This is a genomic window from Roseovarius sp. D22-M7, from assembly GCF_037083785.1.
Classification (GTDB): Bacteria; Pseudomonadota; Alphaproteobacteria; order Rhodobacterales; family Rhodobacteraceae; genus Roseovarius.
In genome coordinates, this window is record NZ_JBAPKY010000019.1 from 1 (window position 1) to 24,360 (window position 24,360).

26 protein-coding genes are annotated in these 24,360 nt (G+C 67.5%); 16 read left to right on the forward strand and 10 right to left on the reverse strand.

The genetic code is table 11. The annotated features are described in order from the left end of the window. From V8324_RS10260 to rpsL, 4 genes are all read right to left on the reverse strand, one after another. Window positions 1-95: GTP-binding protein (locus V8324_RS10260; protein WP_336419914.1), on the reverse strand; the 95-nt coding region annotated here is incomplete at its 3' end. A gap of 54 nt (window positions 96-149) precedes the next feature. Further along, window positions 150-2,273, reverse strand: a complete 2,124-nt coding sequence (gene fusA / locus V8324_RS10265) for an elongation factor G (protein WP_336419841.1) — start codon at window positions 2,271-2,273, stop codon at window positions 150-152. Window positions 2,274-2,292: 19 nt separating this feature from the next. Beyond that, window positions 2,293-2,763, reverse strand: a complete 471-nt coding sequence (gene rpsG / locus V8324_RS10270; protein WP_336419842.1) for a 30S ribosomal protein S7 — start codon at window positions 2,761-2,763, stop codon at window positions 2,293-2,295. A gap of 62 nt (window positions 2,764-2,825) precedes the next feature. Beyond that, on the reverse strand, window positions 2,826-3,197 hold the full coding sequence (rpsL, locus tag V8324_RS10275) for a 30S ribosomal protein S12 (protein WP_336419843.1): 372 nt from the start codon (window positions 3,195-3,197) through the stop codon (window positions 2,826-2,828). A 483-nt stretch (window positions 3,198-3,680) separates the two neighbouring features. Here rpsL and V8324_RS10280 point away from each other — a divergent pair, with 483 nt between their 5' ends. The 9 genes from V8324_RS10280 to V8324_RS10320 are packed head-to-tail and all read left to right on the forward strand — an operon-like array spanning window position 3,681 to window position 11,703. Then, window positions 3,681-4,898: an FAD-binding domain-containing protein gene (locus V8324_RS10280; protein WP_336419844.1), complete on the forward strand. Its 1,218-nt coding sequence runs from the start codon at window positions 3,681-3,683 to the stop codon at window positions 4,896-4,898. Continuing rightward, window positions 4,895-5,845 (forward strand): NAD(P)/FAD-dependent oxidoreductase, encoded by a 951-nt coding sequence (locus V8324_RS10285; protein WP_336419845.1) that lies wholly within the window; start codon window positions 4,895-4,897, stop codon window positions 5,843-5,845. Before V8324_RS10280 ends, V8324_RS10285 begins: the two co-directional genes overlap by 4 nt. Then, window positions 5,835-6,644 (forward strand): methyltransferase family protein, encoded by an 810-nt coding sequence (locus V8324_RS10290; RefSeq protein ID WP_336419846.1) that lies wholly within the window; start codon window positions 5,835-5,837, stop codon window positions 6,642-6,644. The genes V8324_RS10285 and V8324_RS10290 overlap by 11 nt, the downstream gene beginning before the upstream one ends. After that, entirely contained in the window at window positions 6,634-7,356 is a 723-nt protein-coding gene (gene ubiG, locus V8324_RS10295; protein WP_336419847.1) for a bifunctional 2-polyprenyl-6-hydroxyphenol methylase/3-demethylubiquinol 3-O-methyltransferase UbiG, read from the forward strand. Before V8324_RS10290 ends, ubiG begins: the two co-directional genes overlap by 11 nt. Beyond that, window positions 7,350-7,754, forward strand: coding sequence for a DUF4149 domain-containing protein (locus V8324_RS10300; RefSeq protein WP_336419848.1), 405 nt, complete (start codon window positions 7,350-7,352; stop codon window positions 7,752-7,754). The genes ubiG and V8324_RS10300 overlap by 7 nt, the downstream gene beginning before the upstream one ends. A 54-nt stretch (window positions 7,755-7,808) precedes the next feature. Beyond that, complete coding sequence (locus V8324_RS10305; RefSeq protein WP_336419849.1) at window positions 7,809-8,423, forward strand: paraquat-inducible protein A; 615 nt, start codon at window positions 7,809-7,811, stop codon at window positions 8,421-8,423. Further along, window positions 8,402-9,070, forward strand: a complete 669-nt coding sequence (locus V8324_RS10310; protein ID WP_336419850.1) for a paraquat-inducible protein A — start codon at window positions 8,402-8,404, stop codon at window positions 9,068-9,070. The genes V8324_RS10305 and V8324_RS10310 overlap by 22 nt, the downstream gene beginning before the upstream one ends. Next, entirely contained in the window at window positions 9,067-11,133 is a 2,067-nt protein-coding gene (locus V8324_RS10315) for a PqiB family protein (RefSeq protein ID WP_336419851.1), read from the forward strand. Before V8324_RS10310 ends, V8324_RS10315 begins: the two co-directional genes overlap by 4 nt. A 3-nt stretch (window positions 11,134-11,136) precedes the next feature. Next, entirely contained in the window at window positions 11,137-11,703 is a 567-nt protein-coding gene (locus V8324_RS10320; RefSeq protein ID WP_336419852.1) for a PqiC family protein, read from the forward strand. Here the strand turns inward: V8324_RS10320 and V8324_RS10325 are convergent. Beyond that, on the reverse strand, window positions 11,700-12,701 hold the full coding sequence (locus tag V8324_RS10325; RefSeq protein WP_336419853.1) for a GlxA family transcriptional regulator: 1,002 nt from the start codon (window positions 12,699-12,701) through the stop codon (window positions 11,700-11,702). The two genes, V8324_RS10320 and V8324_RS10325, sit on opposite strands and share 4 nt — an antisense overlap. Window positions 12,702-12,871: 170 nt before the next feature. Here V8324_RS10325 and V8324_RS10330 point away from each other — a divergent pair, with 170 nt between their 5' ends. Beyond that, window positions 12,872-14,242, forward strand: a complete 1,371-nt coding sequence (locus tag V8324_RS10330; protein ID WP_336419854.1) for a class II 3-deoxy-7-phosphoheptulonate synthase — start codon at window positions 12,872-12,874, stop codon at window positions 14,240-14,242. Between the two features lie 9 nt (window positions 14,243-14,251). Here V8324_RS10330 and V8324_RS10335 read toward each other — a convergent pair whose 3' ends face one another. Next, window positions 14,252-14,893, reverse strand: coding sequence for a PAS domain-containing protein (locus V8324_RS10335; protein WP_336419855.1), 642 nt, complete (start codon window positions 14,891-14,893; stop codon window positions 14,252-14,254). A 304-nt stretch (window positions 14,894-15,197) separates the two neighbouring features. On the opposite strand from V8324_RS10335, the gene gmk reads away from it, so the two are divergent. From gmk to phoB, 5 genes are all read left to right on the forward strand, one after another. Continuing rightward, window positions 15,198-15,839 carry a guanylate kinase gene (gene gmk, locus V8324_RS10340; protein WP_336419856.1) on the forward strand — a complete coding sequence of 214 codons (642 nt, stop codon included), beginning with the start codon at window positions 15,198-15,200 and terminating at the stop codon, window positions 15,837-15,839. After that, a complete protein-coding gene (locus V8324_RS10345) occupies window positions 15,836-16,357 on the forward strand; it encodes a gamma carbonic anhydrase family protein (protein ID WP_336419857.1) in 522 nt (173 codons plus the stop codon). Before gmk ends, V8324_RS10345 begins: the two co-directional genes overlap by 4 nt. A 6-nt stretch (window positions 16,358-16,363) precedes the next feature. Then, window positions 16,364-17,401, forward strand: a complete 1,038-nt coding sequence (locus V8324_RS10350) for an ATP-binding protein (protein WP_336419858.1) — start codon at window positions 16,364-16,366, stop codon at window positions 17,399-17,401. A 214-nt stretch (window positions 17,402-17,615) separates the two neighbouring features. After that, on the forward strand, window positions 17,616-18,344 hold the full coding sequence (gene phoU / locus V8324_RS10355; RefSeq protein WP_336419859.1) for a phosphate signaling complex protein PhoU: 729 nt from the start codon (window positions 17,616-17,618) through the stop codon (window positions 18,342-18,344). Window positions 18,345-18,360: 16 nt separating this feature from the next. Continuing rightward, window positions 18,361-19,050, forward strand: coding sequence for a phosphate regulon transcriptional regulator PhoB (gene phoB / locus V8324_RS10360; RefSeq protein WP_336419915.1), 690 nt, complete (start codon window positions 18,361-18,363; stop codon window positions 19,048-19,050). 32 nt (window positions 19,051-19,082) lie between these two features. On the opposite strand, the gene V8324_RS10365 is transcribed toward phoB, so the two are convergent. Genes V8324_RS10365 through V8324_RS10380 form a run of 4 tightly spaced genes read right to left on the reverse strand, consistent with a single transcriptional unit; the run spans window position 19,083 to window position 23,288 of the window. Continuing rightward, entirely contained in the window at window positions 19,083-20,183 is a 1,101-nt protein-coding gene (locus V8324_RS10365) for a PQQ-dependent sugar dehydrogenase (protein ID WP_336419860.1), read from the reverse strand. Between the two features lie 34 nt (window positions 20,184-20,217). Then, a complete protein-coding gene (gene dxs, locus V8324_RS10370; RefSeq protein WP_336419861.1) occupies window positions 20,218-22,146 on the reverse strand; it encodes a 1-deoxy-D-xylulose-5-phosphate synthase in 1,929 nt (642 codons plus the stop codon). A gap of 28 nt (window positions 22,147-22,174) precedes the next feature. Continuing rightward, a complete protein-coding gene (locus tag V8324_RS10375) occupies window positions 22,175-23,041 on the reverse strand; it encodes a polyprenyl synthetase family protein (protein WP_336419862.1) in 867 nt (288 codons plus the stop codon). Between the two features lie 4 nt (window positions 23,042-23,045). After that, window positions 23,046-23,288 (reverse strand): exodeoxyribonuclease VII small subunit, encoded by a 243-nt coding sequence (locus tag V8324_RS10380; RefSeq protein ID WP_336419863.1) that lies wholly within the window; start codon window positions 23,286-23,288, stop codon window positions 23,046-23,048. A 102-nt stretch (window positions 23,289-23,390) separates the two neighbouring features. Here V8324_RS10380 and V8324_RS10385 point away from each other — a divergent pair, with 102 nt between their 5' ends. Further along, window positions 23,391-24,356 (forward strand): phosphotransferase, encoded by a 966-nt coding sequence (locus V8324_RS10385; RefSeq protein WP_336419864.1) that lies wholly within the window; start codon window positions 23,391-23,393, stop codon window positions 24,354-24,356. Window positions 24,357-24,360 lie beyond the last annotated feature (4 nt).

A 24,360-nucleotide genomic window follows, 5' to 3' on the forward strand; every position in this document is an offset into this window, starting at 1 on the left:
ATCGCCGCCGTCAGCGTCGTCTTGCCGTGGTCGACATGCCCGATCGTCCCGATGTTCACATGCGGCTTCGAACGGTCAAACTTTTGCTTCGCCATGGGTGTGGCTCCTTTGTTTCTACAGGGCGCTGCGGGGTCACCGCGCAGCGGCTTTTATGCGAATTTCGACTGGATCTCTTCGGAGACGTTGCGCGGCACCGGGTCGTAATGCGAGAACTGCATCGTGAACTGTGCCCGCCCCGAGGTCATCGACCGCAGCGTGTTGATATAGCCGAACATGTTGGCGAGCGGCACGTTCGCGAGGATCGAGATCGCGTTGCCACGCGGCTCCTGCCCCGAAACCTGCCCGCGACGCGACGTGAGATCGCCGATGACGTTACCGGTATATTCATCCGGCGTGACGACCTCGACCTTCATGATCGGTTCCAGCAGCTTGGCGCCGGCGCGCCGCAGACCTTCGCGCATGCACATCCGCGCGGCGATCTCGAACGCCATCACGCTCGAGTCGACGTCGTGGTACTTGCCGTCGATCAGCGCGACCTTGAAGTCGATGACCGGGAAGCCGGCCAGGGGACCGCTGTCCATGACGGACCGGATGCCCTTCTCGACGCCCGGGATGTATTCCTTGGGCACCGAGCCGCCGACGATGCGGCTTTCGAAGCTGAAACCCTCGCCCGGATCGGTCGGCGACAGGATCATCTTGACCTCGGCGAACTGGCCCGACCCACCCGACTGTTTCTTGTGGGTGTAGGTATGCTCGATCTCGTGACCGATTGTCTCGCGGTAAGCGACCTGCGGCGCGCCGATATTGGCGTCCACCTTGAACTCGCGCTTCAGCCGATCGACCAGGATGTCGAGATGCAACTCGCCCATGCCCTTCATGATCGTCTGGCCGCTCTCGATATCGGTCTCGACGCGGAAGGACGGGTCCTCTGCGGCGAGCCGTGCCAGACCGGCCGACATCTTTTCCTGGTCGCCCTTGGTCTTGGGCTCGACCGCGATCTCGATCACCGGATCGGGGAAAGTCATGGTTTCGAGCACGACCTGCGCCTTGGGATCGCACAGCGTGTCGCCCGTGGTGGTGTCCTTGAGGCCCGCAAGCGCGATGATGTCGCCGGAAAACGCCTCGTCGATCTCGGTCCGGTCGTTGGAGTGCATCATCATCATTCGGCCGATGCGCTCTTTCTTGCCCTTGGTCGAGTTCTGGACGGTGTCGCCCTTGTTCATCTTGCCAGAGTAGATCCGCGTGAAGGTCAGCGAGCCCACGAACGGGTCGTTCATGATCTTGAAGGCGAGGCCCGAGAACGGCATGGAATCGTCCGCGCGGCGCGGCATGTTGCGCGTCTCGGTCTCGTCATCGGGGGCGAAGCCCATGTAATCGACCACGTCGAGCGGGCTCGGCAGGTAATCGACCACGGCGTTCAACAGCGGCTGCACGCCCTTGTTCTTGAAGGCAGAACCGCCCAGAACCGGCACGAAGCTCAGCGACAGGCAGCCCTTGCGGATCAGGGTGCGCAGAGTGGGGATGTCGGGCTCTTCACCTTCGAGATACGCCATCATCGCGTCGTCGTCCATCTCGACGGCATTCTCGATCAGCTTGGCGCGCCACTCGTCGGCGATGTCCTGCAGGCTTTCGCGGATCGGCACGCGGTTCCACGTCGCGCCCATGTCCTCGGAGTTGTAGACCCATTCTTCCATGGTCACGAGGTCGACGAGACCCTCGAGCTCGTTCTCGGCCCCGATCGGCAGCGCGATCGGCACGGCGCGGGCGCCGGTGCGATCCTCGATCATCTTGACGCAATTGTAGAAATCGGCGCCGATCTTGTCCATCTTGTTGACGAACACGATGCGCGGAACCTTGTAACGGTCGGCCTGGCGCCACACGGTCTCGGTCTGCGGCTCGACGCCGGCATTGGCGTCGAGGACACAGATCGCCCCGTCGAGCACGGCAAGCGAGCGTTCCACCTCGATGGTGAAATCGACGTGACCCGGCGTGTCGATGATGTTCATCCGGTACTTGGTGTCGGACGTGCCCTCCTTGGTGGGGTCGTCCTGACGCTGCCAGAAGGTCGTGGTCGCCGCCGACGTGATGGTGATCCCGCGTTCCTGCTCCTGCTCCATCCAGTCCATGGTGGCCGCGCCGTCATGCACCTCGCCCAGGTTGTGGGACTTACCGGTGTAGAACAGGATCCGTTCCGAGCAGGTGGTCTTTCCCGCGTCGATATGGGCCATGATGCCGAAGTTGCGGTAGCGTTCGAGCGGATAATCGCGTGCCATGATGCAGGTGCCTCTCAGTTTACCAGCGGTAGTGGCTGAAGGCCTTGTTCGCCTCGGCCATCTTGTGGGTGTCTTCGCGCTTCTTCACCGCCGAACCGCGGCTCTGGACCGCGTCCATCAGTTCGCCGGCAAGGCGCTCTTCCATGGTGTTCTCGTTGCGGCTGCGCGACGCGGTGATCAGCCAGCGGATCGCCAGCGCCTCGCGGCGCTCGGGGCGGACCTCGACGGGCACCTGGTAGGTGGCCCCGCCGACGCGGCGCGAGCGCACCTCGACCGACGGTTTGATATTGTCGAGCGCCTCGTGGAACACCTCGATCGGCGCGCGCTTGATCTTGTCCTCGACACGCCCGAGCGCGCTGTAGACGATTCTCTCGGCGGCGGATTTCTTGCCATCCACCATCATGTTGTTCATGAACTTGGTCAGCACCCTGTCGCCGAACTTGGCGTCGGGCAGGATCTCGCGTTTTTCAGCGGCGTGACGACGGGACATCTTGTCTTCCTCTTGTTCCTCTGCGGGCGAGGCCCCGACACCGGCCGGGACGCCCGAAACCCTTATTTCGGACGCTTGGCGCCGTATTTCGACCGGCGCTGCTTGCGATCCTTCACGCCTTGCGTGTCGAGCACGCCGCGCAGGATGTGATACCGCACGCCGGGAAGGTCCTTCACGCGGCCGCCACGGATCAGCACGACCGAGTGTTCCTGAAGGTTGTGCTTTTCGCCGGGAATGTAGCTGATCACCTCGAAGCCATTGGTCAGGCGCACCTTGGCGACCTTCCGCATGGCCGAGTTCGGCTTCTTCGGCGTGGTGGTGTAGACGCGCGTGCAGACGCCGCGCTTCTGCGGGCAACCCTGCAGGTGCTGCGACTTCGTGGATCTTACTTTCGGCTGCCGCGGCTTGCGGATCAGCTGTTGGATCGTTGGCATTCCGGTTCTTTCCCCGTCTCTCAACACATGTGTCTGCACAGGCCTGTCCTGCGCGGTTAAACAGTCACGTAAAGCGCGTCCGCAATACGCAAAAACCGCACTCGGGCCCTGTGATGCCGGGTCCGACGCGGTGGGTTTCCAGAGGATCGGGGCAAAGCACCCGGATCTTGTCCACTGAGTTATGCTTGCGGCGGCGGGGAGAACCCCGGCGACTTCGATAAACGGCTCAATATGCCCAGTCCCCGGGGTTGTCAACCTGCCAATACCCTGCCCTTGCGCGGCAGCCGCCGGCTTTCAGCCTACACAGGCCCCTCCCCCGCGCGCAGCAGGCGACGGACAGGCGTCCCCTGCGCCATCTCACCGTTCGCACGCCGCCGGCGTGCCGGTGATTCGGGAACGCGGCCCGGCCGCGGCGTCCGGTGTTTGATGTCGCGCAGCGCCGGATTACCTAGCTGCCGAAGATCGCGGAAACAGGAGAGACACGTGCTGGATCAACAGGCGACCCGCGCCGCCGGCGAGGACAGGCTGCGCGACTTCACCGCCCGGATGGGCACGCGCTACGCCAAGGGGCGCAATTTCGATCGTGGGCCGGGCGCGCATCGCGACGTGTCGCAACTGTCGCCCTATATCCGCCGCCGCCTCGTGGTCGAGCGTGACGCGGTCGCCGCCGCCCTCGGCGCGCACGGGCATGACGGCGCCGAAAAGTTCGTTCAGGAGGTCATTTGGCGCGGCTATTTCAAGGGCTGGCTGGAACGTCGCCCACAGGTCTGGGACAGCTACCGCGACGGGCTGATCCGCGATCTGGCCACCCTCGACACAGACCGCCGCCTGCGCCGCGACGTGGAAAACGCCGAAACCGGCCAGACCGGGATCGGCTGCGTCGACGCCTGGGCGCAGGAATTGATCGAGACCGGCTACCTGCACAACCACGCCCGCATGTGGTTCGCCTCGATCTGGATCTTCACGCTGGAACTGCCGTGGCGGGTGGGCGCGGATTTCTTCTACCGCCACCTGCTTGACGGGGATCCGGCCTCGAACACGCTTGGCTGGCGGTGGGTCGCCGGGCTGCATACGCGCGGCAAACCCTACAAGGCGCAGGCGTGGAACATCGCCAGGTTCACCGGCCAGCGCTTCGCCCCGCGCACGCAGGATCTGGCCGAGGACGTGCGGGGTCTTGAGGCGGAAGAGCCCGAGGGCCTGCCCGACGTCCTGCCGCTGCGCGAGCCGCGCGCGCCCGACCCACACCTGCCGACCGCCCTGCTCCTCACCGAGGAGGATTGCCGTCCCGAGGATTTCGACCTCGGCACCCTCGATATCCGGGCCGTGGCCACGCTGCGGGCCAGCCACCTGCGCTCGCCGCGCGAGGTGTCGGCAGAGGTCACAGGGTTCGAGGGCGGCGCACTTGCCGATGCGGCGCGTCGGATACGCCGCGAGGCCAGCGAGTTGCGCGCCGGCGTGCCCGGCGATCTGGCCACATGGGCGGCGCGCGCGGGTGCTGCCCAGATCGTGACGCCCTACGTGCCCACCGGCCCCTTGCGCGACTGGCTGAACGAGGCCGAGACCGCGCTCCATGCGCAGGGCATAGCGCTTTGCGAATTGCGCCGCGACTGGGACGCGTTGATCTGGCCGCACGCCACCGCCGGCTTCTTCAAGGTCAAGAAGAAGATCCCGCAGATCCTGCACCGCGCGGGGCTGTCATGATCGACACGGTCGTCGTCGGCGGCGGCATGACAGGCATCAGCTGCGCGCGCGCCCTCTCCGATGCCGGCCGCGAGGTGCTGGTCCTCGACAAGGGGCGCGGCCTCGGCGGGCGCATGGCGACCCGGCGGGTGACGCTGGACGGCAAGGACGCCACATTCGACCACGGCGCGCAGTACATCGGCGCCACCGCGCCCGACGTCGCGGCGATGCTGGACGGACTGCCCGACGCGTCCGCCGAATGGCATGACGGCGCCGCCCGCCCGCATCATGTCGGACTGCCCGGCATGTCCGGCCTGCCGCGCGCCCTCGCCCAAGGCATCGAGACCCGGCAGGGTACCAACGCGGCGGCCCTGCACCCCATCCCGGACGGTTGGCGGATCACCACCGACACGGAGATGTTCGAGGCCGCGCGCGTCGTGCTGACCATCCCCGCGCCGCAGGTCGCGGGGCTGATCGGCGCGGATCATCCGCTCGTCACGCCGCTGAAGGACGTGACCATGGATCCCTGCCTGACCCTCATGGCAGCCTTTCCGCGCAACGCCCCCCGCCCCTTCATCAGCCGGGTTGATCCCGACAGCACGCTGGCCTGGATCGCGCAAGACAGCACGAAGCCGGGGCGCGCAGACCATGTCACGACATGGATCGCACAGGCCGCCCCGGGATGGAGCCTGCGCCATGTCGATGACGCCCCCGAGGACATCGCGGCGCGCATGCTGCCGCTGCTTTGCGCAGCGATCGGCACCGACCCGGACAACGCGCTTTACGCCGCTGCGCATCGCTGGCGCTATGCCCACGTGGCCACCGCGCTGAACCGAGATTTCCTCCGCAGCGACGACGCGCGGCTCTACCTTGGCGGCGACTGGTGCCTCGGCCCCCGGGTCGAAGCGGCGTGGCAAAGCGGCACCGCCATCGCCCGCGACATCCTGGAGAGAAACGATGCGGGATGATCCGCGCATCATGAACCTCGCGCGCCTCATCGGCGCGGCACTGCGCCCGCCACCCGGGGTGGCGCGCATCGCACTGGCGCTCGGCATCGGGGCGGCGTGTCACCTCGCCTTCGCGGCGGGGGTGCTGGCGATGATCGTCGCGATGTTCTTCGGACTCAGCGAAAGCTTCGGCCGCGTGCCATGGCCATGGGCGGCGCTGGCCAATGCCGCGCTGACCGTACAGTTCCCGCTGGTGCATTCGGCGTTGCTGACCGGACCGGGCGGCCGTTTGCTCGCAAGGCTCGTCCCCGGCCCTCATGGCGGCACGCTGGCCACGACCACCTACGCGGCGATCGCCTCGCTGCAATTGCTGGCGCTCTTCACGCTCTGGACACCGTCGGGCATCGTGTGGTGGCGTGCCGAGGGGGCGGCGTTCTGGGCGATCTGCACCGCCTATGCCGCCTCGTGGCTGCTGTTGCTGAAGGCCAGCTTCGATGCCGGGGCAGAGGTGCAGTCGGGCGCGCTTGGCTGGATGTCGCTGATGGCGCGGATCCGGCCCAAGTTTCCCGACATGCCGACGCGCGGTCTCTTCGCGGTGATCCGCCAGCCGATCTACGTGGCCTTCGCGCTGACCTTGTGGACGGTGCCGGTCTGGACGCCCGATCAACTGGTGCTCGCCACCTGCTACACCGCCTACTGCCTTGCCGCCCCGCGCCTCAAGGAACGCCGCTTTGCCGCGCGCTACGGGGATCGCTTCGCACGCTACCGCGCCCGCGTGCCGTACGTCCTGCCCACCCGGAGACGCCGCGATGCGCAATGACCTGACGATCTACGACAGCGCCGCCGACCGGTGGTGGTCTGACGACATCCGCTGGGTGCGCACCCTCAAGAACCTCGTGCCGGGGCGGCTCTCGTGGATGGACGAACAGATCGACTGGCGGGGCAAGGCGGTGCTCGATCTCGGCTGCGCCGGCGGCTTCATGGCCGAGGCGCTGGCCGCGCGCGGCGCGCAGGTCACCGGCATCGACCCCGCTGATCAGGCGATCGACGCGGCGCGCGCGCATGCCGTATCACAGGGCCACGCCATCACCTACGATATCGGCGTTGGCGAGGCGCTGCCCTACGAGGATGCAGCGTTCGACGCCGTGGTGTGCGTCGACGTGCTGGAGCACGTGCAGGACCTCGCGATGGTGCTGGCCGAGGCCGCGCGCGTGCTGCGCCCCGGCGGGCTGTTCCTCTTCGACACGATCAACCGGAACATTCTCGCGCGCCTCGTCACCATCACCATCGCCGAGGACATCCTCCGCCTGCTGCCGCGCGGCACGCATGACCCCGCGCTGTTCATCAAGCCGGCAGAGATGCGCGCGGCGCTGACCGAGGCGGGGCTGGAACCGGGCACCTTCACCGGGCTGGGGCCGCGCGGCATGACCCGGCGCGGCGATCTGACCTTCGGCCGCCTGCCGCTGACCACGATCCAGTATATGGGCGTTGCCCGCAAACCCGACCCCGACACGAAAGGCGACCCATGCTGACGCTCGCGCTTCTGACCACGGCCCTCCTGTTCGGCGGGATGGTGCTTTACTCCTTCGGCTTCGCCGCCGTCCTCTTCGCAGCCCTTCCGCCCGAGACGGCGGGCGCGACCATCCGCCGGGCGTTCCCCCATTTCTACCTCTTCGTGCTGGGCTGTGCAGCGCTTGGCGCGGCGTTGGTCTGGCCGTATGACCGTGTCGCCGCGACGCTGCTGGCGGTGATCGCGCTGACCACCATTCCCAACCGGCAGATCCTGATGCCCGCGATCAACCGCGCCACCGATACCGGCGCCAAGACCCGGTTCAAATGGCTGCACGGCGCATCGGTGCTGGTGACGCTGGGGCATATCGGGCTGGCGGGTTACGCGCTGGTGCGCTTCCTGCCGGGGGCTGCGGCATGACAGCGCCCGGGAAACCTTGCAAACCCGGTGCAGGGCTGCAATGACCCTATCACAATGACCGAAGCGATGCCCCTCGACGACATGATCGTCTGCCCGACCTGCGATCTCGTCTACAGCGCGCCGCGGATCGCGTCGCGCGAAAAGGCGGTGTGCCAACGCTGCGGCACGACCCTGGTGGCGCCGCGGCGCAAGGCCGGCAAGCAGCTTGTGGCGCTGGCGCTGACCGTGCTGATCCTGATCGGCGCGGCCTCTGTCTTTCCGTTCCTGACGATCGGCGCGGCGGGCGTCCGGCACGAGGCGTCGATCCTCGACACCGCCTTCGCGTTCACAGGCAGCCTGTCGATCCTCGCGGTGGCGGTGCTGTTCTTCATCATCGTCATCCCGGCGCTGCGGCTGATCCTGCTGCTCTACGTGCTGACCCCGATCATCCGCGACCGGCCCCCCGCCCCCTACGCCAAAAGCGCCTTCCGACTGTCAGAGGCGCTGATCCCGTGGTCGATGGCCGAGATCTTCGCGCTCGGCTGCGCGGTGGCGCTCGTCAAGCTCAGCGATCTGGCCGAGGTCCTCTTCGGGCCGGCGGCATGGATGTTCGCGATCCTCGTTGTGCTGGTGGTGGCCAGCGACCGATTGATGTGCAGGTATTCGATATGGACCTCCCTGAAGGACTGACGACGGCGCGCGCGCGCGGCCTCGTCGGCTGCACGCGCTGCATGCGCCCCTCGCCCGCCGGCACGCGGACCTGTCCGCGCTGCGGCAGCCCATTACAGTCGCGTGATCCGCTGTCGCTGCAGAAGGTCTGGGCGTGGTGGCTGGTGGGGCTGGGCTGCTACATCCCCGCCAATCTCTACCCGATGCTGGAAACCCGTACGCTGGTCAGCAGCCAGAGCGACACCATCGTCGGCGGCGCGATCGACCTTGCCAGCCACGGCAATCTCGGGGTGGCGATCATCATCCTGATCGCCAGCGTCCTCATCCCGGTGGGCAAGTTCGTGATCGTCGCGGGCCTCGCCATCGGCGTGCGGCACGGGCCGCAGATCTCCGACCACCGGCGGCACCTTCTTTACGAAGTGGTGGAATATATCGGTCGCTGGTCGATGATCGACGTGTTCGTGGTGGCCATCCTTTCCTCGCTGGTGCAATTACAGGCGCTCGCTACAATCACGCCGGGTTGGGCCAGCCTGTTTTTCGCGCTATCGGTGATCTTCACGATGCTGTCGGCGCAAAGCTTCGACAGCCGCCTGATCTGGGACAGCGCGCCCGAGACGGATCAACCCGACGCGACACAAGACGACCCATCAAAGGAGCGCCCCGCGTGACCGACACCGACAGCACCCCGCCCGAACCGGCCGTGAAACCGGCCCGCCGCCCGATGCGCGACCGGATCTCGATCGTCTGGGTGGTGCCGCTTCTGGCGCTGGCCGCGGTGATCGCCATCGCCTGGCAAAGCTATGCCGAGCGTGGCCCGCTGATCGAGATCGGCTTCGACAATGCCAGCGGCATCCGCGCCGGCAGCACCGAGGTCCGGTTTCGCGACGTCCGCGTCGGGCTGGTCGAGGAGGTGAGTTTCGCCGAAGGCCTCGGACAGGTGCTGGTCGCGGTGCGGCTCGACAAGGACGTGGCGCCTTATGTCGACGAGGACGCGCAATTCTGGGTGGTGCGCCCGCAGGTGACCACGCAAGGTGTCTCCGGCCTCGGGACGGTCTTGTCGGGGGTCTATATCGAAGGGCTCTGGAACGACCAGCCCAGTGGGACGGTGACCCGCTTCGACGGCCTTGCCGACGCGCCGCTGGAACGCGTGGGACAGTCGGGTCTGCGCCTGACGATGCGGGCCTCCGACGGCGCGGCACTGACCGAGAACACCCCGATCCTCTATCGCGGCGTGCAGGTCGGACGCGTCGGCAAACCGGTGATTTCCGAGGACGGCACGACATCAGAGGCCGACGCGGTGATCTTTTCGCCGCATGATCGGCTGATCGACAGCGCGACGCGGTTCTGGGACACCTCCGGCTTCTCGCTGTCGATCGGCGCGGGCGGGGCCTCGGTCAACTTCTCGTCGATCGCCTCGCTGGTCTCGGGCGGGATCACCTTCGACACGATGCTGTCGGGCGGCAGCCCGGCAGAGCCGGGCGCGCAGTACACCGTCTATGCCGAAGAGAATGCCGCGCGCGCCAGCGTCTTTGCCGGCGAGGGCGGAGAGACGCTGGCCGTGTCGGTGCTCTTCGACGGCAATATCGCGGGCCTTGCGGCCGGCGCCCCGGTCGAGCTGAACGGGCTGCGCATCGGCGAGGTCGAGGCGCTTGGCGGCATGGTCGACGCGGCGCCGGCCGGCGACAACCGCGTCCGGCTCGCCGTGACGCTCGCCATCCGGCCCGGCCGGCTTGGCCTCGACGACACGGGCGGGGCCGAAGCCGCGCTCGACTTCCTGCGGAGGCGCGTGCGCGAGGGCCTGCGCGCCCGGCTCGCCACCGCGTCGATCCTCACCGGCGGGCTGAAGATCGAACTGGTCGAGGTAACCGACGCCCCCGCTGAAGAGTTGCTGGAACCGGCCGGCGCGCCGCCGGTCATTCCCACCACCGAAAGCGAGATCGCCGATGTCTCGGCCACCGCCTCGGGGGTGTTCGAGCGGATCAACGCGCTGCCCGTGGAAGAGGTCATGGCACAGGCAATCTCCCTGATGCAGAACGCCAACACCCTGATCGCCAGCGACGAGATCCGCGCGGTGCCGGGCAGCGTCAACACCCTGCTGTCGGACGCGCAGGCGCTGCCGCCACGGCTCGACGCGACGCTGGCGGAACTCGAGACGCTGATCGCCCAGATCAACGAGGACGCGCTGACCACCCGGCTCGCGGCGCTGCTCGACGACACGGCAGCGGCCGCGCGCGGGGTCGATACCGCCGCAGCAGGCGTGCCCGACCTCGTCGCGCGGCTTGACGAGATCGCCGCGAATGCCGGCGAGGTGGATCTCGACGTGCTGGCCGCCGACCTGGCCGAGTTCCTCGAAAGCACCGGCACGCTGCTGGCGCAGGAGGACACGCGCGCCCTGCCGCGTCAGCTCAACGCGACGCTTGGCGAGCTGACGCTGGTGCTGGAACAACTCCGCGATGGCGGCGTGGTCGAGAACGCGGTCGCGGCGCTCGATTCCGCGCGCACCGCCGCCGACACCTTTGCCGCGGCCGGCACCGACCTGCCCGGGCTCATCGCCGATATCCGCGGCGTGCTCGCGCGCGCCAACACGACGCTCGAAGGCTACCAGGCCTCGGGCGCGCTCGGGCGCGATGCCCGCACCGCCCTGCGCGAGGTCGAGGCCGCGGCCAAGGCCGCCGCCTCGCTGGCGCGGGCCCTCGAACGCAACCCTTCATCCCTTCTGCGAGGACGCTGACCCATGCCCAGATCCCTTCCCCTGATCGCCCTTCTGGCGCTGCCGTTCTTCGCGGCCTGCGCCACGATCCCCGAGGAACGCATCGCGGTGCCCCACGCCGAGATCGCCGGCAAGCAGCGCATCGCCCATCCGACGGTTGCCCTGCGCAACGTCACCCTGCCCAGCTACGCGTCGAGCGAGACGATCTTCAGCGCCGACGCGACCGGACGCCTGCGCGAGACCCCCGGCATCCTCTGGGCCGACGACCCGAGCCGGGCGATGACACTGGAACTGGTGCGCCATCTCAAGCGGATCACCGGCGCTCGCGTCGCGTCCGAGCCTTGGCCGTTCCTCGAGCCTGCCGCGGCAGAGGTCGAGGTGCGGATCGAGGACATGCTGGCGCGCGCCGATGACACCTTCGAGCTGTCGGGGCAGTATTTCGTGACCGCCGAGACCGGCCGCGACCACGCGCATCTCTTCGACCTTGCCGTGCGCATCCCGCCCGAGGCCACCCCCGAGGACCTCGCCCGCGCCCGCGCCGCCGTCGTGCGGGATCTGGCCGCGGACATCGCCCGGCGCGGGCTGCGCTAAACCGACAGCCGCGAGGTATGCGCGCCGCGCTCTCGGTAGGGGGTGGTGTCGTAATGCGCGCGGTAGCATTTCGAGAAATGCGACGGCGAGGCAAAGCCGCAGGCGAGCGCCACGTTGATCACCGTCATGTCGGTCTGCATCAGCAGGTTGCGCGCCTTCTGCAGCCGCAATTCCATGTAATAGCGCTTGGGGCTGCGGCTGAGATAGCGGCGGAACAGCCGTTCGAGCTGGCGAGTGGACATGCCGACGTCACGCGCGAGGATCGACGGGCTGATCGGGTCCTCGATATTGGCCTCCATCATCTGGATGACCTGGCTCAGCTTGGGGTGGCGCACGCCGATGCGCGTGGGCACCGACAGCCGCTGCGTGTCCTGGTCGGTGCGGATCGCCGAATAGATCTGCTGGTCGGCCACCGCATTGGCCAGCTTCTCGCCGTAATCGTCGGCGATGAGGCTGAGCATCAGGTCGATCGAGGACGTGCCCCCGGCGGTGCTGACGCGGTTGCCGTCGACCACGAAGACCGATTTCGTCAGGTCGACCTCCTCGAACTCCTCGAGGAAGGCGTCATGATTCTCCCAGTGGATCGTCGCGCGCTTGCCGTCCAGCAACCCCGCCTTGGCCAGCACATACGATGCCGTACACAGCCCGCCCATGCGCAGCCCCCGGCGCGCCTCGCGGCGCAGCCAGTTGAGCATGCGCTTGGTCGCGGTGGCCTGCACGTTCATGCCGCCGCACAGCAGGACCACGTCGTCGCGGGTCAATTCGCCAAGCGGGAAATCGAGGTGGAACCGCACGCCCGCCGACGAGGTCACCACGTCCTCGGCATCGCCGGTCAGCACCCAGCTGTATAGCTCGTGACCGGCCATGCGGTTGGCGATGCGCAGACATTCGACCGCGGCGGCGAAGCTCAGCAGCGTGAAATTCTCGAGCAGCACGAACACGAAGCGCCGGGGCGCCTTGGGTGCGTCGACCTCTATCCTGGCGGTCTTCGGCTTCATGACCTCCCTGCCTTCCATCCATCGCCCCCTGATTCCGTCTGTCACGAAAATGTCGCGCTTGACAAGCGGAGACGTCACAAGACCGAACGTTTCCTGCAAGTTGCGTCTGGTCACTTTGGCGCGTCTTGCGTATAAGTTCGGGCTGACATGCCACGAAGCGGAGGCTGACGATGACCGATTGGCAAAGAACCGGCTGGCGCGCGAAACCCCGGGTGCAGATGCCGGACTATACCGATGCCGCTGCGCTCGGCGAGGTCGAGCAGCGTCTCGCCGCCTATCCGCCGCTGGTCTTCGCAGGCGAGGCACGGCGGCTGAAATCACAGCTGGGGGCCGCGGCCCGCGGCGAGGCGTTCCTGTTGCAGGGCGGCGACTGCGCCGAGGCGTTCGACCAGTTCAGCGCCGACGCGATTCGCGACACCTTCAAGGTGATGCTGCAGATGGCCGTGGTGCTGACCTACGGCGCCAAGGTGCCGGTGGTGAAGGTCGGCCGCATGGCCGGACAGTTCGCCAAGCCGCGCTCGGCCCCGACCGAGACCGTGGACGGCGTGGAACTGCCCAGCTATCGCGGCGACATCATCAACGACATGCCCTTCACGCCCGAGGCCCGCGTGCCCGACCCGACGCGGATGCTGCAGGCCTACACGCAGGCGGCGGCGACGCTGAACCTGCTGCGCGCCTTCTCGACGGGCGGCTACGCGGATGTCCACCAGGTGCATCAATGGACCCTCGGCTTCACCGAAAGCTCGAAGGCCGAGAAATACCGCGAGATGGCCCGCCACATCACCGACGCGCTGGATTTCATGACCGCGGCCGGCATCGACAGCGACAGCGCGCACACCCTGCGATCGGTCGATTTCTACACCTCGCACGAGGGGCTGCTGCTGGAATACGAAGAGGCGCTGACGCGGCTCGATTCGACCTCGGGCAAGTGGCTGGCCGGATCGGGGCACATGCTGTGGATCGGCGACCGCACGCGCCAGCCCGACGGCGCGCATGTGGAATTCCTGCGCGGGGTGCAGAACCCGATCGGCCTTAAATGCGGGCCGAGCATGACCGCCGACGATCTCAAGCGTCTGATGGCGACGCTCAACCCCGCAAACGAGCCCGGGCGCCTGACGCTGATCGCGCGGTTCGGCGCGGGCAAGGTCGGCGACAACCTGCCCCGCCTGATCCGCACCGTTGAGGAGGAAGGCGCGAAGGTGCTGTGGGTCTGCGACCCGATGCACGGCAACACGATCAAGTCCGCGACCGGCTACAAGACCCGGCCGTTTGACGCGGTGCTGCGCGAGGTGCAGGAGTTCTTCGCCGTGCACCGCGCCGAGGGCACGATCCCCGGCGGCGTGCATTTCGAGATGACCGGACAGGACGTGACCGAATGTACCGGCGGCATGCGCGCGCTGTCCGAGGACAACCTGTCGGACCGCTACCACACCGCCTGCGATCCGCGCCTCAACGCCAGCCAGTCACTGGAACTGGCGTTCCTCGTGGCCGAGGAGCTGCGCGCGCAGCGCGATGACAGGCACCGCGCGCAGGCCGTCTGAGGCCTCGCGTCACGTCACCACACGCAGATGCGCCCGACCCGCCGATCGGTCGGGCGCCCGCAAGCGCGCGCCGCCCGCCACGACACGGAACGCGCCGGTGTCGCCTGCACCATCCACAGCGCTGATCCGCGTATTGACGATCTCGAACCGGCGCGGCGTGCGGCCCGGCGCGGTGGCGCCGGTGGTCACAAGGCACCCGAGCGCGCGCGAGACATCGCCGAGATCGCTGCGCAGCGGCAGCATCAGCAGCGTGCCGCGCAATTCGGGCCGGCCTAGGCCGCCCTTGCCGAGCAATTCCATCCGCAGCGTCGCGGGCCGATCGAAGAGATCCACCAGGTGCAGCGCAAAGGCCTCGCGCGCGGCCGGCGCGATGAGACTGCACAGCGGCATGCCGCGCACCTCCATGCCCATCAGCTCGCTCAGGTGCAGCCCGGCGATTCGCAGCCGCGTGACACCCGGCGCGATCCGCTCGGCCACGAAGGCGTTGGGCAGCAGCGGCGCGATCCGGCGCGGATCGATATGCGCGCGGTAGGGCACGTCGTCGCCGCGCCGCGCCTCGTCCCAATGCGCGCGAAAGGCCCGCAGATGCGCGTTCAGGTGCGCTGCGGCATCGGCCTCGGCGTCCTGCAGTGTCAGATCGTCTTGCCTCATGTCCCTCTCCTCGTGATCGTCATATGCGCATGTTCTGCGGGGGCGCCCTTAAACCGGTGCTGCCACCCCGTGCGTTACATTCAGATTGCCACAAATTGTCCGGAAAAACGCGTCAAATTTTAAGCACTGGTTAACTCCGGCACGACGTCCCGGCACCTGGGTGGTGATGCGGGCGTCCGCGTTGCGGAACCTTGCCAGCCGCGCGCCGGCGCATTACGAGACGGGGAGACAGAGCGTCGCCGGTCGCGCCCGTGGCCCGCGAAGATCCGAGTATTTCTGGAAAGATGAAAGGGCAGGTCACGAGATGAGCATGCGCCGGGGCCTTCTGATCATCCTGTCATCGCCCTCGGGCGCGGGCAAATCCACGCTGTCGCGGCGATTGCGCGACTGGGATCCGACGCTGGAATTCTCGGTCTCGGCCACCACCCGCACGCCGCGCGCCGGCGAGGTCGACGGGCGCGACTATCACTTCATGACCGAGGAGGCCTTCAAGCGCGAGGTCGGCGCGGGCGGGATGCTGGAACATGCGCATGTCTTCGGCAACTTCTACGGCTCGCCCAAGGGCCCGGTGCGGGACGCGATCGACGCCGGGCGCGACGTGCTGTTCGACATCGACTGGCAGGGCGCGCAGCAGATCCGCAACTCGGAACTGGGCGGGCACACGCTGTCGATCTTCCTGCTGCCGCCCTCGATCCGCGAATTGCACCGCCGGCTGGAAAACCGCGGGCAGGACAGCCCCGAGGTGATCGCCCGCCGCATGCAGAAAAGCTGGGACGAGATCAGTCATTGGGACGGCTACGATTTCGTGCTGGTCAACGACGATCTCGACGCCACCGAGGCGCGGCTGCGCATCATCGTCGAGGCCACCCGCCTGCGCCGCAGCCAGCAGCCCTGGCTGACCGACCACGTGCGCAAGTTGCAAACCGAGTTCGAGGAGACGCCATGACCCTCTACACGCTTGACGGCCACGCGCCGCAGATCGCCGACGATACCTGGATCGCCCCCGATGCCAACCTGATCGGCCGCGTGGTGCTGGAGACCACCGCGTCGATCTGGTTCGGCTGCACCCTGCGCGGCGACAACGAGGTGATCCATGTCGGCGCCGGCAGCAACGTGCAGGACCACACCGTGATGCATACCGACATGGGCTATCCGCTGACCATCGGAGCGGGCTGCACCATCGGACACAAGGCGATGCTGCATGGCTGCACATTGGGCGAGAACACCCTGATCGGCATGGGCGCCACGGTGCTCAACGGCGCGCGGATCGGGCGCGACTGCCTGATCGGTGCGGGCGCGCTGATCACCGAGGGCAAGGAAATCCCCGATGGCAGCCTGGTGATGGGCGCGCCAGGCAAGGTTGTCCGCGCACTGGACCCGGAAGCGATCGCGGCGCTGCGCGCAAGCGCGCTGCACTACCAGCAGAACATGCGCCGCTTCCGCGACGGTCTGAAAAGGGTCTGAGGCGCGATGCGGGGCCTTGCGTCCTTTCTCGCCGGGCTGCCCTTCGCGGCGCTGCTCATCGGCCCGGGCGAGCGGATCGCGGGCGTCAATGCCGCCGCCCGCGAGATGCTGGGCCACGCCATCGAGGGGCGGCACTTCCTGACCGCGCTGCGCCAGCCTGACATGCTCGAGGCGATCGAGGCGACCTTGCGCGATCACACCCCCCGCAAGACCACCTACCACACCTCGGACGCGGGCCGCGAGAGCACCTACAAGGTGCATGTCGCGCATGTCGAGACCGACGAGACCAGCGGCGTGCTGGTCTGTTTCGAGGACATGACCGAACGCGAGCAGGCCGCCCAGATGCGCCGCGATTTTGTCGCCAATGTCAGCCACGAATTGCGCACCCCCCTGACCGCCCTGCTGGGTTTCATCGAGACGCTGCAGGGCCCCGCCCGCCACGACGAGGCGGCGATCGACCGGTTTCTGGGGATCATGCAGGTCGAGGCGTCGCGCATGGAACGCCTGGTGCGCGACCTGCTGTCGCTGAGCCGGGTGGAGGGCGAGGAACGCGTGCGCCCGCGCGAGGCGATCAACCTGTCGGAGGTGCTGGGGTCCGTCGTCTACATGCTGCGCCCGCTGGCCCGCGACAGCGGCGCGGAGCTGGTCTTCGAACCGATCGAGGACACGGCCGTGCCCGGCGACGCCGACCAGTTGCAGCAGGTCTTCACCAATCTCATCGAGAACGCCATCAAGTATGGCGGCACCGGCAACCGCGTCACCATCACCCTCGACCGTCACCCCAAGGATCCGGCCCTGCGCCTGCCGGCCGGGGTGGTGCGGGTGGCCGATACCGGGCCGGGCATCGACCCGCTGCATGTCCCGCGGCTGACCGAACGCTTCTACCGCGTCGACACGCACCGCTCGCGCCAGATGGGCGGCACGGGGCTGGGGCTTGCCATCGTCAAGCACATCGTAAACCGCCATCGCGGCCGGCTGCGCATCGCCTCGACCCCCGGCGCGGGCAGCGAGTTCACCGTGATCCTGCCGCTCTGGTCGGCGTGACGCAGCTGTGACGGCGTCGGAGTTTCGCAAGGCAACCGCCCGCCCGCAAGGTGTCACGCAACCGTCATGAAATCGTCGCAAATCTTTCGTCGAACGCGCCTATCGTCCTTTGAACTCGACCCGGATCGGTCACCGTCGCCTTGCGCGCATCGATGGCAAAGGAAATTCCGGGCAGTATATAATCCGGGCAGTGTGTCACGAGCAGGATCAGGCCATGTCGGAGCAGAGGTACAACGATCCGGTCTTCGAGCGGGATCTCGAGGCGCTTCAGGCGCGGATCATGAAGATGGGCGGCATGGTCGAACGCGCCATCGCCGATGCCGCCTGCTCGCTGGAAACCCGCGACGAGGAACTGGCCGAGGACGTGCGCCTGCGCGATGCCGCCATCGACACGCTGGAAGAGACGATCACCGACGAGGCGACGCAGATCATCGCCCTGCGCGCCCCGGTGACCTCGGACCTGCGGCTGGTGCTGACGGCGATCCGCATCTCGGCCAGCCTCGACCGGATTGGCGACCATGCCCGCAACGTCGCCAAGCGCACCCCGGTGCTGGCCGACATGACACAGGTCGACGGCGCGACCGCGGCGCTGCGCCGCATGGCGCGCGAGGTGGGCGCGATGCTGAAGGACGTGCTCGACGCCTATATCCAGCGCGACGCCGATCTCGCCCGGGCGGTGATCGACCGCGACGAGGATGTCGACCAGATGTACAACGCGATCTTCCGCGAATTCCTGACCTTCATGATGGAGGATCCGCGCAACATCACGCCCTGCATGCATCTGCATTTCATCGCCAAGAACACCGAACGGATGGGTGATCTTGTCACCCTGATCGCCGAACAGGTGGTATATCTCGCCTCGGGCGAGTGGCCGGGCGCGCAGCGCCGCAAGGCCGACCGCACCGCCACCGACCCGGCCCTGTCCCGCCATGTTCAGGCCTGACCCGGAGACCGCCATGATGTCAACAGAACAACCCACCGTGCTACTTGTCGAGGACGAGCCCGCGCAGCGCGAGGTTCTCGGCTACAACCTCGAGGCCGATGGGTTTCGCGTCCTGACCGCCGACAATGGCGAAGAGGCGCTGATGATGGTCGCGGAAATGCCCCCCGACATCATCGTGCTCGACTGGATGATGCCCAATGTCTCGGGGATCGAGGTGTGCCGCCAGCTCAAGACGCGGTCGGCCACGCGCGGCATCCCGATCATCATGCTTTCGGCCCGCTCCGAAGAGGTTGACCGCGTGCGAGGGCTGGAAACCGGCGCCGACGATTACGTGATCAAGCCCTATTCGATGGTGGAACTGATGGCGCGGGTGCGCGCGCAACTGCGCCGCGCACGGCCCGCCACCATGGGCGAACGGCTGGAATACCGCGACATCGTGCTTGACGCCGAAACCCACCGCGTCACCCGCGCCGACAAGCCGCTGAAGCTGGGGCCGACCGAATTCCGGCTGCTGTCGACCTTCATGGAAAAGCCCGGCCGCGTCTGGTCCCGGGAACAATTGCTCGACCGGGTCTGGGGGCGCGACATCTATGTCGATACGCGCACCGTGGACGTGCATATCGGGCGGCTGCGCAAGGCGCTCTGCCAGCACGGCGGCGAGGATCCGCTGCGCACGGTGCGCGGCGCGGGATACGCGCTCGGGTAAGGCGCCCTGTCGGGCCTTGCCCGGATCAGTCCTCAGTCCGGGGTCATCCGGTAGGCCGCACCCCGCCCCACGCTGAGAAACCAGATCGCGCCATCGGGCCCCTCCATGATGTCGCGCACGCGCGCCGTCTCGGGCGAGGACAGGCGCTCGGCCTCGGTCACGTCCTCGCCCGCTTCAGAACGGGTCAGCCGCGAGATCATGTCGAACTTCAGCGAACCCACGAACATGTCGCCATGCCAGTCGGAAAACATCTCGCCCGTGTAGATCATCATCCCCGAGGGCGCGATCGACGGATCCCAGTAATGCGCGGGCTGCTCCATCCCTTCCTTGTGGGTCCCGACGCCGATCTTCGCGCCGGAATAATGCGTGCCGTAAGAAATCACCGGCCAGCCGTAATTGGCGCCGCGCCGAACCCGGTTCACCTCGTCGCCGCCGCGCGCGCCATGCTCGTTGACCCACAGGTTGCCATCGGCATCAAGTGCCGCGCCCTGCGGGTTCCGGTGCCCGTAGGACCAGATCTCGGACTGCGCGCCGTCCCGGTCGATGAACGGGTTGTCCCCGGGCACCGACCCGTCGCGGGCGATGCGGATCACCGACCCGTTCTCGCGCGACAGGTCCTGCGCAGAGGGGCGATCGCCGCGCTCACCGATAGTGGCGTAAAGATATCCGTCCGTCCCCTCGACGATTCGAGATCCGAAATGCCGGCCCCCCGAAGATCCCGGCTGCATCTCGAAGATCACCTGCCCGTCGGTCAGCCGGTCCGCGCCGGGATCGAGTGTCGCGCGATAGATCGCTGTGCCCGCACCGCCTGATTGCGGCTTGGAGAATGTGAAGAAAAGCGTACGATCCTGTACAAAATCCCGCGGGATCAGCAGGTCGAGCAAGCCGCCCTGACCCACCGTTGCCACCTCCGGCAGCCCGGAAATCTCGCGCGCCGCCCCGTCCGCGACATGCAGCAGCCGCCCGCCGCGCTCGGTGATCAGCATGCCGCCACCGGGCAGAAAGCCAAGCGCCCAGGGTTCCTGCAGCCCCGACACCATGCGCGTGACATTGACCGATCCCGCGCTGGTTTCCAGCGCCTGTGCCGGTGTCAGCGCAAGGGTCAGGAGCAGCGCAACGACAAGGCGTATCATGGAAATCTCTCCTTTTGTCAGAAGGTTAGCATATTCAGGCGCGCTTGTCCCGCACCTGCGCGATGTCGAGGATATCGAGAACTCGCGCTTCGATATCGGCGGCACCCAAGCGCGCGGCGGCATACATGTCGGCAGGGCTCGCCTGGTCGATGAAGATGTCCGGCAGCACCATCGACCGGAACCGGAAGCCCTTGTCGAAGACCTCGTTCTCGGCCAGCAAGTGGCTGACATGGCTGCCAAATCCGCCGATCGCGCCCTCCTCGATGGTGATCAGCGCCTCATGCCGCGCCACGAGATCGAGGATCAGCGCTTCATCCAGCGGCTTGGCAAAGCGCGCATCGGCCACCGTCGGCGTGATCCCGCGCGCCCGCAAGGCTTCCGAGGCCTTCATGACCTCTGCCAGCCTTGTGCCATAGGACAGGATCGCGACGCGCGATCCTTCCTGCACGATCCGGCCCTTGCCGATCTCCAGCGGCACGCCGCGTTCCGGCATAGTGACCCCCGCCCCCTCGCCGCGCGGGTAGCGAAAGGCGATGGGCCCCTCATCATGCGCCGCGGCAGTGGCGACCATGTGCACAAGCTCGGCCTCGTCGGCGGCGGCCATCACCGTAAACCCCGGAAGATTAGACAGAAAAGCGATGTCGAAGCTGCCAGCATGGGTGGCCCCGTCGGCCCCGACCAGCCCCGCACGGTCGATGGCGAAGCGCACCGGCAAGCGCTGGATCGCAACGTCATGCACCACCTGGTCGAAGCCGCGCTGCAGGAACGTGGAATACAGCGCGCAGAAGGGCTTCATCCCGCCCGCCGCCAGACCGGCGGAAAAGGTCACCGCGTGCTGCTCGGCGATGCCGACGTCGAAACAGCGCGACGGGTGCCGCTCGCCGAAGAGATCGAGGCCCGTCCCGTCAGGCATCGCCGCGGTGATCGCGCAGATGCGGTCGTCGCGCGAGGCCTGATCGAGCAGCGCGCCGGCAAAGACCTTGGTGTAGCTCGGCGCGTTGGACTTGGCCTTTTTCTGCTCGCCGGTGACCAGATCGAATTTCGCGGTGGCATGGCCGCCATCGCTGGCATGCTCGGCAGGGGCATAGCCCTTGCCCTTCTTGGTCAGCACGTGGATCAGGATTGGCCCCGTCGCGCGCGCCTTGACGGTGCGCAGCACCGGCAGAAGCTGGTCCATGTCATGCCCGTCGATGGGGCCGACATAGGAAAAGCCCAACTCCTCGAACAGCGTGCCGCCGACGGTCAGCCCTTTCAGCATGTCCTTGGCGCGCCGCGCCCCGTCCTGAAACGGTAGCGGCAGAAGCGAGATCGCGCCCTTCGCGGCGGCCTTGAATTCCTGGAACGGCTCGCCCGCGTAAAGCCTTGACAGGTAAGCGGAAAGCGCACCCACGGGCGGTGCGATGGACATCTCGTTATCGTTGAGAATGACGATCAGGCGCTTGCCGAGGTGGCCCGCGTTATTCATCGCCTCAAAGGCCATGCCGGCGCTCATCGCGCCGTCGCCGATCACCGCGATCGCGTCGCCATGCCCTGTGGGGCACGCCCCGCCCAGATCGCGCGCCACCGCAAAGCCGAGCGCTGCGCTGATCGACGTCGACGAATGCGCGGCCCCGAACGGATCATAGGGCGATTCGGACCGTTTGGTGAAACCCGACAGCCCACCCTTCTGGCGGATCGTCGGCATCCGGTCGCGCCGCCCGGTGAGGATCTTGTGCGGGTAGCTTTGATGCGACACGTCCCAGATGATCTTGTCGCGCGGCGCGTCGAAAACGTGATGCAGGGCCACGGTCAGCTCCACCACGCCGAGGCCCGCCCCCAGATGCCCGCCGGTTTGCGACACGGCCGAGATGGTCGCGGTCCGCAACTCGTGGGCAAGCGCGTCCAACTGGCCGTCGCTCAGCCGCTTGAGGTCGGCGGGACTGCTGACCTGATCGAGCAGCGGTGTGTGCGGACGGTCTGGCATGGCGTCGCCCCTCCTTCGGGGATGCTGGCTAGGTCTGGCGCGAGATCACGAAACGGGCAAGATCGCGTAAGTTCGCGGCATTGTCTTGATAACAAGATAGAGCGTCACAAGCCGTATCAACAAGGGTCGCGGCCCGGGTTTTCGCGCCCTCGAGCCCAAGAAGCGACACGAAGGTGGCCTTTCCGGCCGCCGCGTCCTTGCCCACGGCCTTGCCGACCGCGGCCGCGCTGCCCGTCACGTCGATCAGGTCGTCCTGGATCTGGAACGCCTGGCCAAGCGCAGTTGCATAGGCCCGAAGCGGCGCGGAATCGGCCCCGGCCATGCGCGCGCCGGCGGTCGCCGCCCATTCGATCAGCGCGCCGGTCTTGCCCGATTGCAGCACCGTGATCTCGTCGAGCGTCAGCGGCGTCGTGGCGTTCTCGGCGGCGATGTCGCGCGCCTGACCCAGCACCATGCCCTGCCCGCCCGCGGCCCGGGCGAGGGTGTGGACAAGCTCGGCCCGTGCCGCGTCGCTCAGCCCGCTTTGCGGATCGCTGGTCATCTCGAAGGCCAGCGATTGCAGCGCGTCGCCTACGAGGATCGCCGTCGCCTCGTCCCAGCGGACATGCACGGTGGGCTGCCCGCGCCGGATGTCGTCATCGTCCATCGCCGGCAGATCGTCATGCACGAGGCTGTAGGCGTGCAGCGCCTCGATCGCGCAGGCGGGCCAGATGGCCGCCTCGCCGGATATGCCGTGAAGGCGCGCGCTTTCCATCACCAGAAAGCCGCGGATGCGCTTGCCGCCGCGCGTGGCGTAGCGCATCCCCTCGGTCACCGGGCCCACGGGATAGGCGCCGAACACGCGATCGAGATGGGCCTCGATGCGGCCTGCGTCGGCGGCGAGACGGTCCTGCATCGCGTCAGTCGCTCGAGACGGGCTGGGTGCCGGTGGGCTGGCCTTCACTGTCGAGCGTGATCGCCGCGACCTTCTCCTCGGCTTCCTTGAGCTTGGTCTCGCAGCGTTTCTTCAGTTCCGCCCCGCGCGCGTAAAGCGCGATCGACTCGTCGAGCGCCACGTCGCCCCGCTCCAGCCGGCCAACGACCTGTTCGAGTTCCTGCATCGCCTGCTCAAAGGTCAGTTCGCTCACGGGTGTATCGGGCATCATGCGGTCCTGTTGCTGAATTGCTCGGCCAGCATAGACAGGGCGCCGGCGAGGTTCAATTCGGTTGACGCGATTTGCAGCCTCGCGGACATAGGGCATACCATGTCCGGTTTCCATTTCCCCCTCGCGGCGGACACGCCCGATTACGACGCGCTGCAGGCGTGGCTTGACACGGCGCGCGCCGCGGTGCCCGCGCTGGACGACGCCGGGATCGACGCGGTGATGCGCCACGTGCGGGGCAAGCGGGCGGTGCTGGCCGGGCACTGGCAGGGCCGCCCGGCGGTGTTCCGGCTGGCGCCGCCGCACGCCTCCGATCTGCTGGCGCGCGAATGGCGCGAGGCCACGCGGATCTGGCCACATATGCAGTACAGGCGTTACCGCGTCCCCGAACCCTACCTGCACCTGCCCGAGATCGGGCTGATGGCGGTGGAGCGGGTGCCGGGCACGCCCCTGCTGGCGCATCTGTGGCAAAGCCCGCCGGAAAGCCGCGCCGCGCATCTGCCCGAGGCCGCGACCTGGTTGCGGCGCTACAGCGATGTCACCGAAAGCTGGCACAAGGCCAACCCGGCGGGCTGGCTGGCCCGGGCCGAGCGCGCCGCGCAGACCCAGCCGCACGCCCGCCTGCAGGAGATCGAGACCCAGATCCTCGTCCATCTGCGCCGGCTTGCCGCGCGCCTCGACGGCGTGGACTGGCGCATGGCGATCTGCCACGGCGATTTTCATCCCAACAACCTGATGCGCGCGGCGGACCGGCTCACCGGCATCGATCTGGGCGGATCGGCGCGCCTGCCCGTCTGCAAGGATATCGCGCGCTTCCTGGTGCATATGGGCCGCCGCGGCATGATCCCGTCGTCGAAACGCGCGTTCGGCGTGGATGCCGACGGCATCACGGCCTTTGTCGAAACCTTTGCGCTGACCGAGACCGAGAGGCGCCGCACGCTGCCGTTCTTTCTCGGGATCGAGGCGCTGATCCGGGTGGAGCATCGCGACATGAAACAGGCCAGACTGCACCATGCCGAAGCGATGCAGGACGCCTTGCGCATCGAGCTGGCCGCGACATCGATATGAGATT

Coding starts and splice junctions, on each gene's coding strand:
- fusA (WP_336419841.1), bottom strand. CDS start 2,273: ATGGCACGCGATTATCCGCTCGAACGCTACCGCAACTTCGGCATCATG.
- rpsG (WP_336419842.1), bottom strand. CDS start 2,763: ATGTCCCGTCGTCACGCCGCTGAAAAACGCGAGATCCTGCCCGACGCC.
- rpsL (WP_336419843.1), bottom strand. CDS start 3,197: ATGCCAACGATCCAACAGCTGATCCGCAAGCCGCGGCAGCCGAAAGTA.
- V8324_RS10285 (WP_336419845.1), top strand. CDS start 4,895: ATGATCGACACGGTCGTCGTCGGCGGCGGCATGACAGGCATCAGCTGC.
- V8324_RS10290 (WP_336419846.1), top strand. CDS start 5,835: ATGCGGGATGATCCGCGCATCATGAACCTCGCGCGCCTCATCGGCGCG.
- ubiG (WP_336419847.1), top strand. CDS start 6,634: ATGCGCAATGACCTGACGATCTACGACAGCGCCGCCGACCGGTGGTGG.
- V8324_RS10300 (WP_336419848.1), top strand. CDS start 7,350: ATGCTGACGCTCGCGCTTCTGACCACGGCCCTCCTGTTCGGCGGGATG.
- V8324_RS10305 (WP_336419849.1), top strand. CDS start 7,809: ATGACCGAAGCGATGCCCCTCGACGACATGATCGTCTGCCCGACCTGC.
- V8324_RS10310 (WP_336419850.1), top strand. CDS start 8,402: ATGGACCTCCCTGAAGGACTGACGACGGCGCGCGCGCGCGGCCTCGTC.
- V8324_RS10320 (WP_336419852.1), top strand. CDS start 11,137: ATGCCCAGATCCCTTCCCCTGATCGCCCTTCTGGCGCTGCCGTTCTTC.
- V8324_RS10325 (WP_336419853.1), bottom strand. CDS start 12,701: ATGAAGCCGAAGACCGCCAGGATAGAGGTCGACGCACCCAAGGCGCCC.
- V8324_RS10330 (WP_336419854.1), top strand. CDS start 12,872: ATGACCGATTGGCAAAGAACCGGCTGGCGCGCGAAACCCCGGGTGCAG.
- V8324_RS10335 (WP_336419855.1), bottom strand. CDS start 14,893: ATGAGGCAAGACGATCTGACACTGCAGGACGCCGAGGCCGATGCCGCA.
- gmk (WP_336419856.1), top strand. CDS start 15,198: ATGAGCATGCGCCGGGGCCTTCTGATCATCCTGTCATCGCCCTCGGGC.
- V8324_RS10345 (WP_336419857.1), top strand. CDS start 15,836: ATGACCCTCTACACGCTTGACGGCCACGCGCCGCAGATCGCCGACGAT.
- V8324_RS10350 (WP_336419858.1), top strand. CDS start 16,364: ATGCGGGGCCTTGCGTCCTTTCTCGCCGGGCTGCCCTTCGCGGCGCTG.
- phoU (WP_336419859.1), top strand. CDS start 17,616: ATGTCGGAGCAGAGGTACAACGATCCGGTCTTCGAGCGGGATCTCGAG.
- phoB (WP_336419915.1), top strand. CDS start 18,361: ATGTCAACAGAACAACCCACCGTGCTACTTGTCGAGGACGAGCCCGCG.
- V8324_RS10365 (WP_336419860.1), bottom strand. CDS start 20,183: ATGATACGCCTTGTCGTTGCGCTGCTCCTGACCCTTGCGCTGACACCG.
- dxs (WP_336419861.1), bottom strand. CDS start 22,146: ATGCCAGACCGTCCGCACACACCGCTGCTCGATCAGGTCAGCAGTCCC.
- V8324_RS10375 (WP_336419862.1), bottom strand. CDS start 23,041: ATGCAGGACCGTCTCGCCGCCGACGCAGGCCGCATCGAGGCCCATCTC.
- V8324_RS10380 (WP_336419863.1), bottom strand. CDS start 23,288: ATGCCCGATACACCCGTGAGCGAACTGACCTTTGAGCAGGCGATGCAG.
- V8324_RS10385 (WP_336419864.1), top strand. CDS start 23,391: ATGTCCGGTTTCCATTTCCCCCTCGCGGCGGACACGCCCGATTACGAC.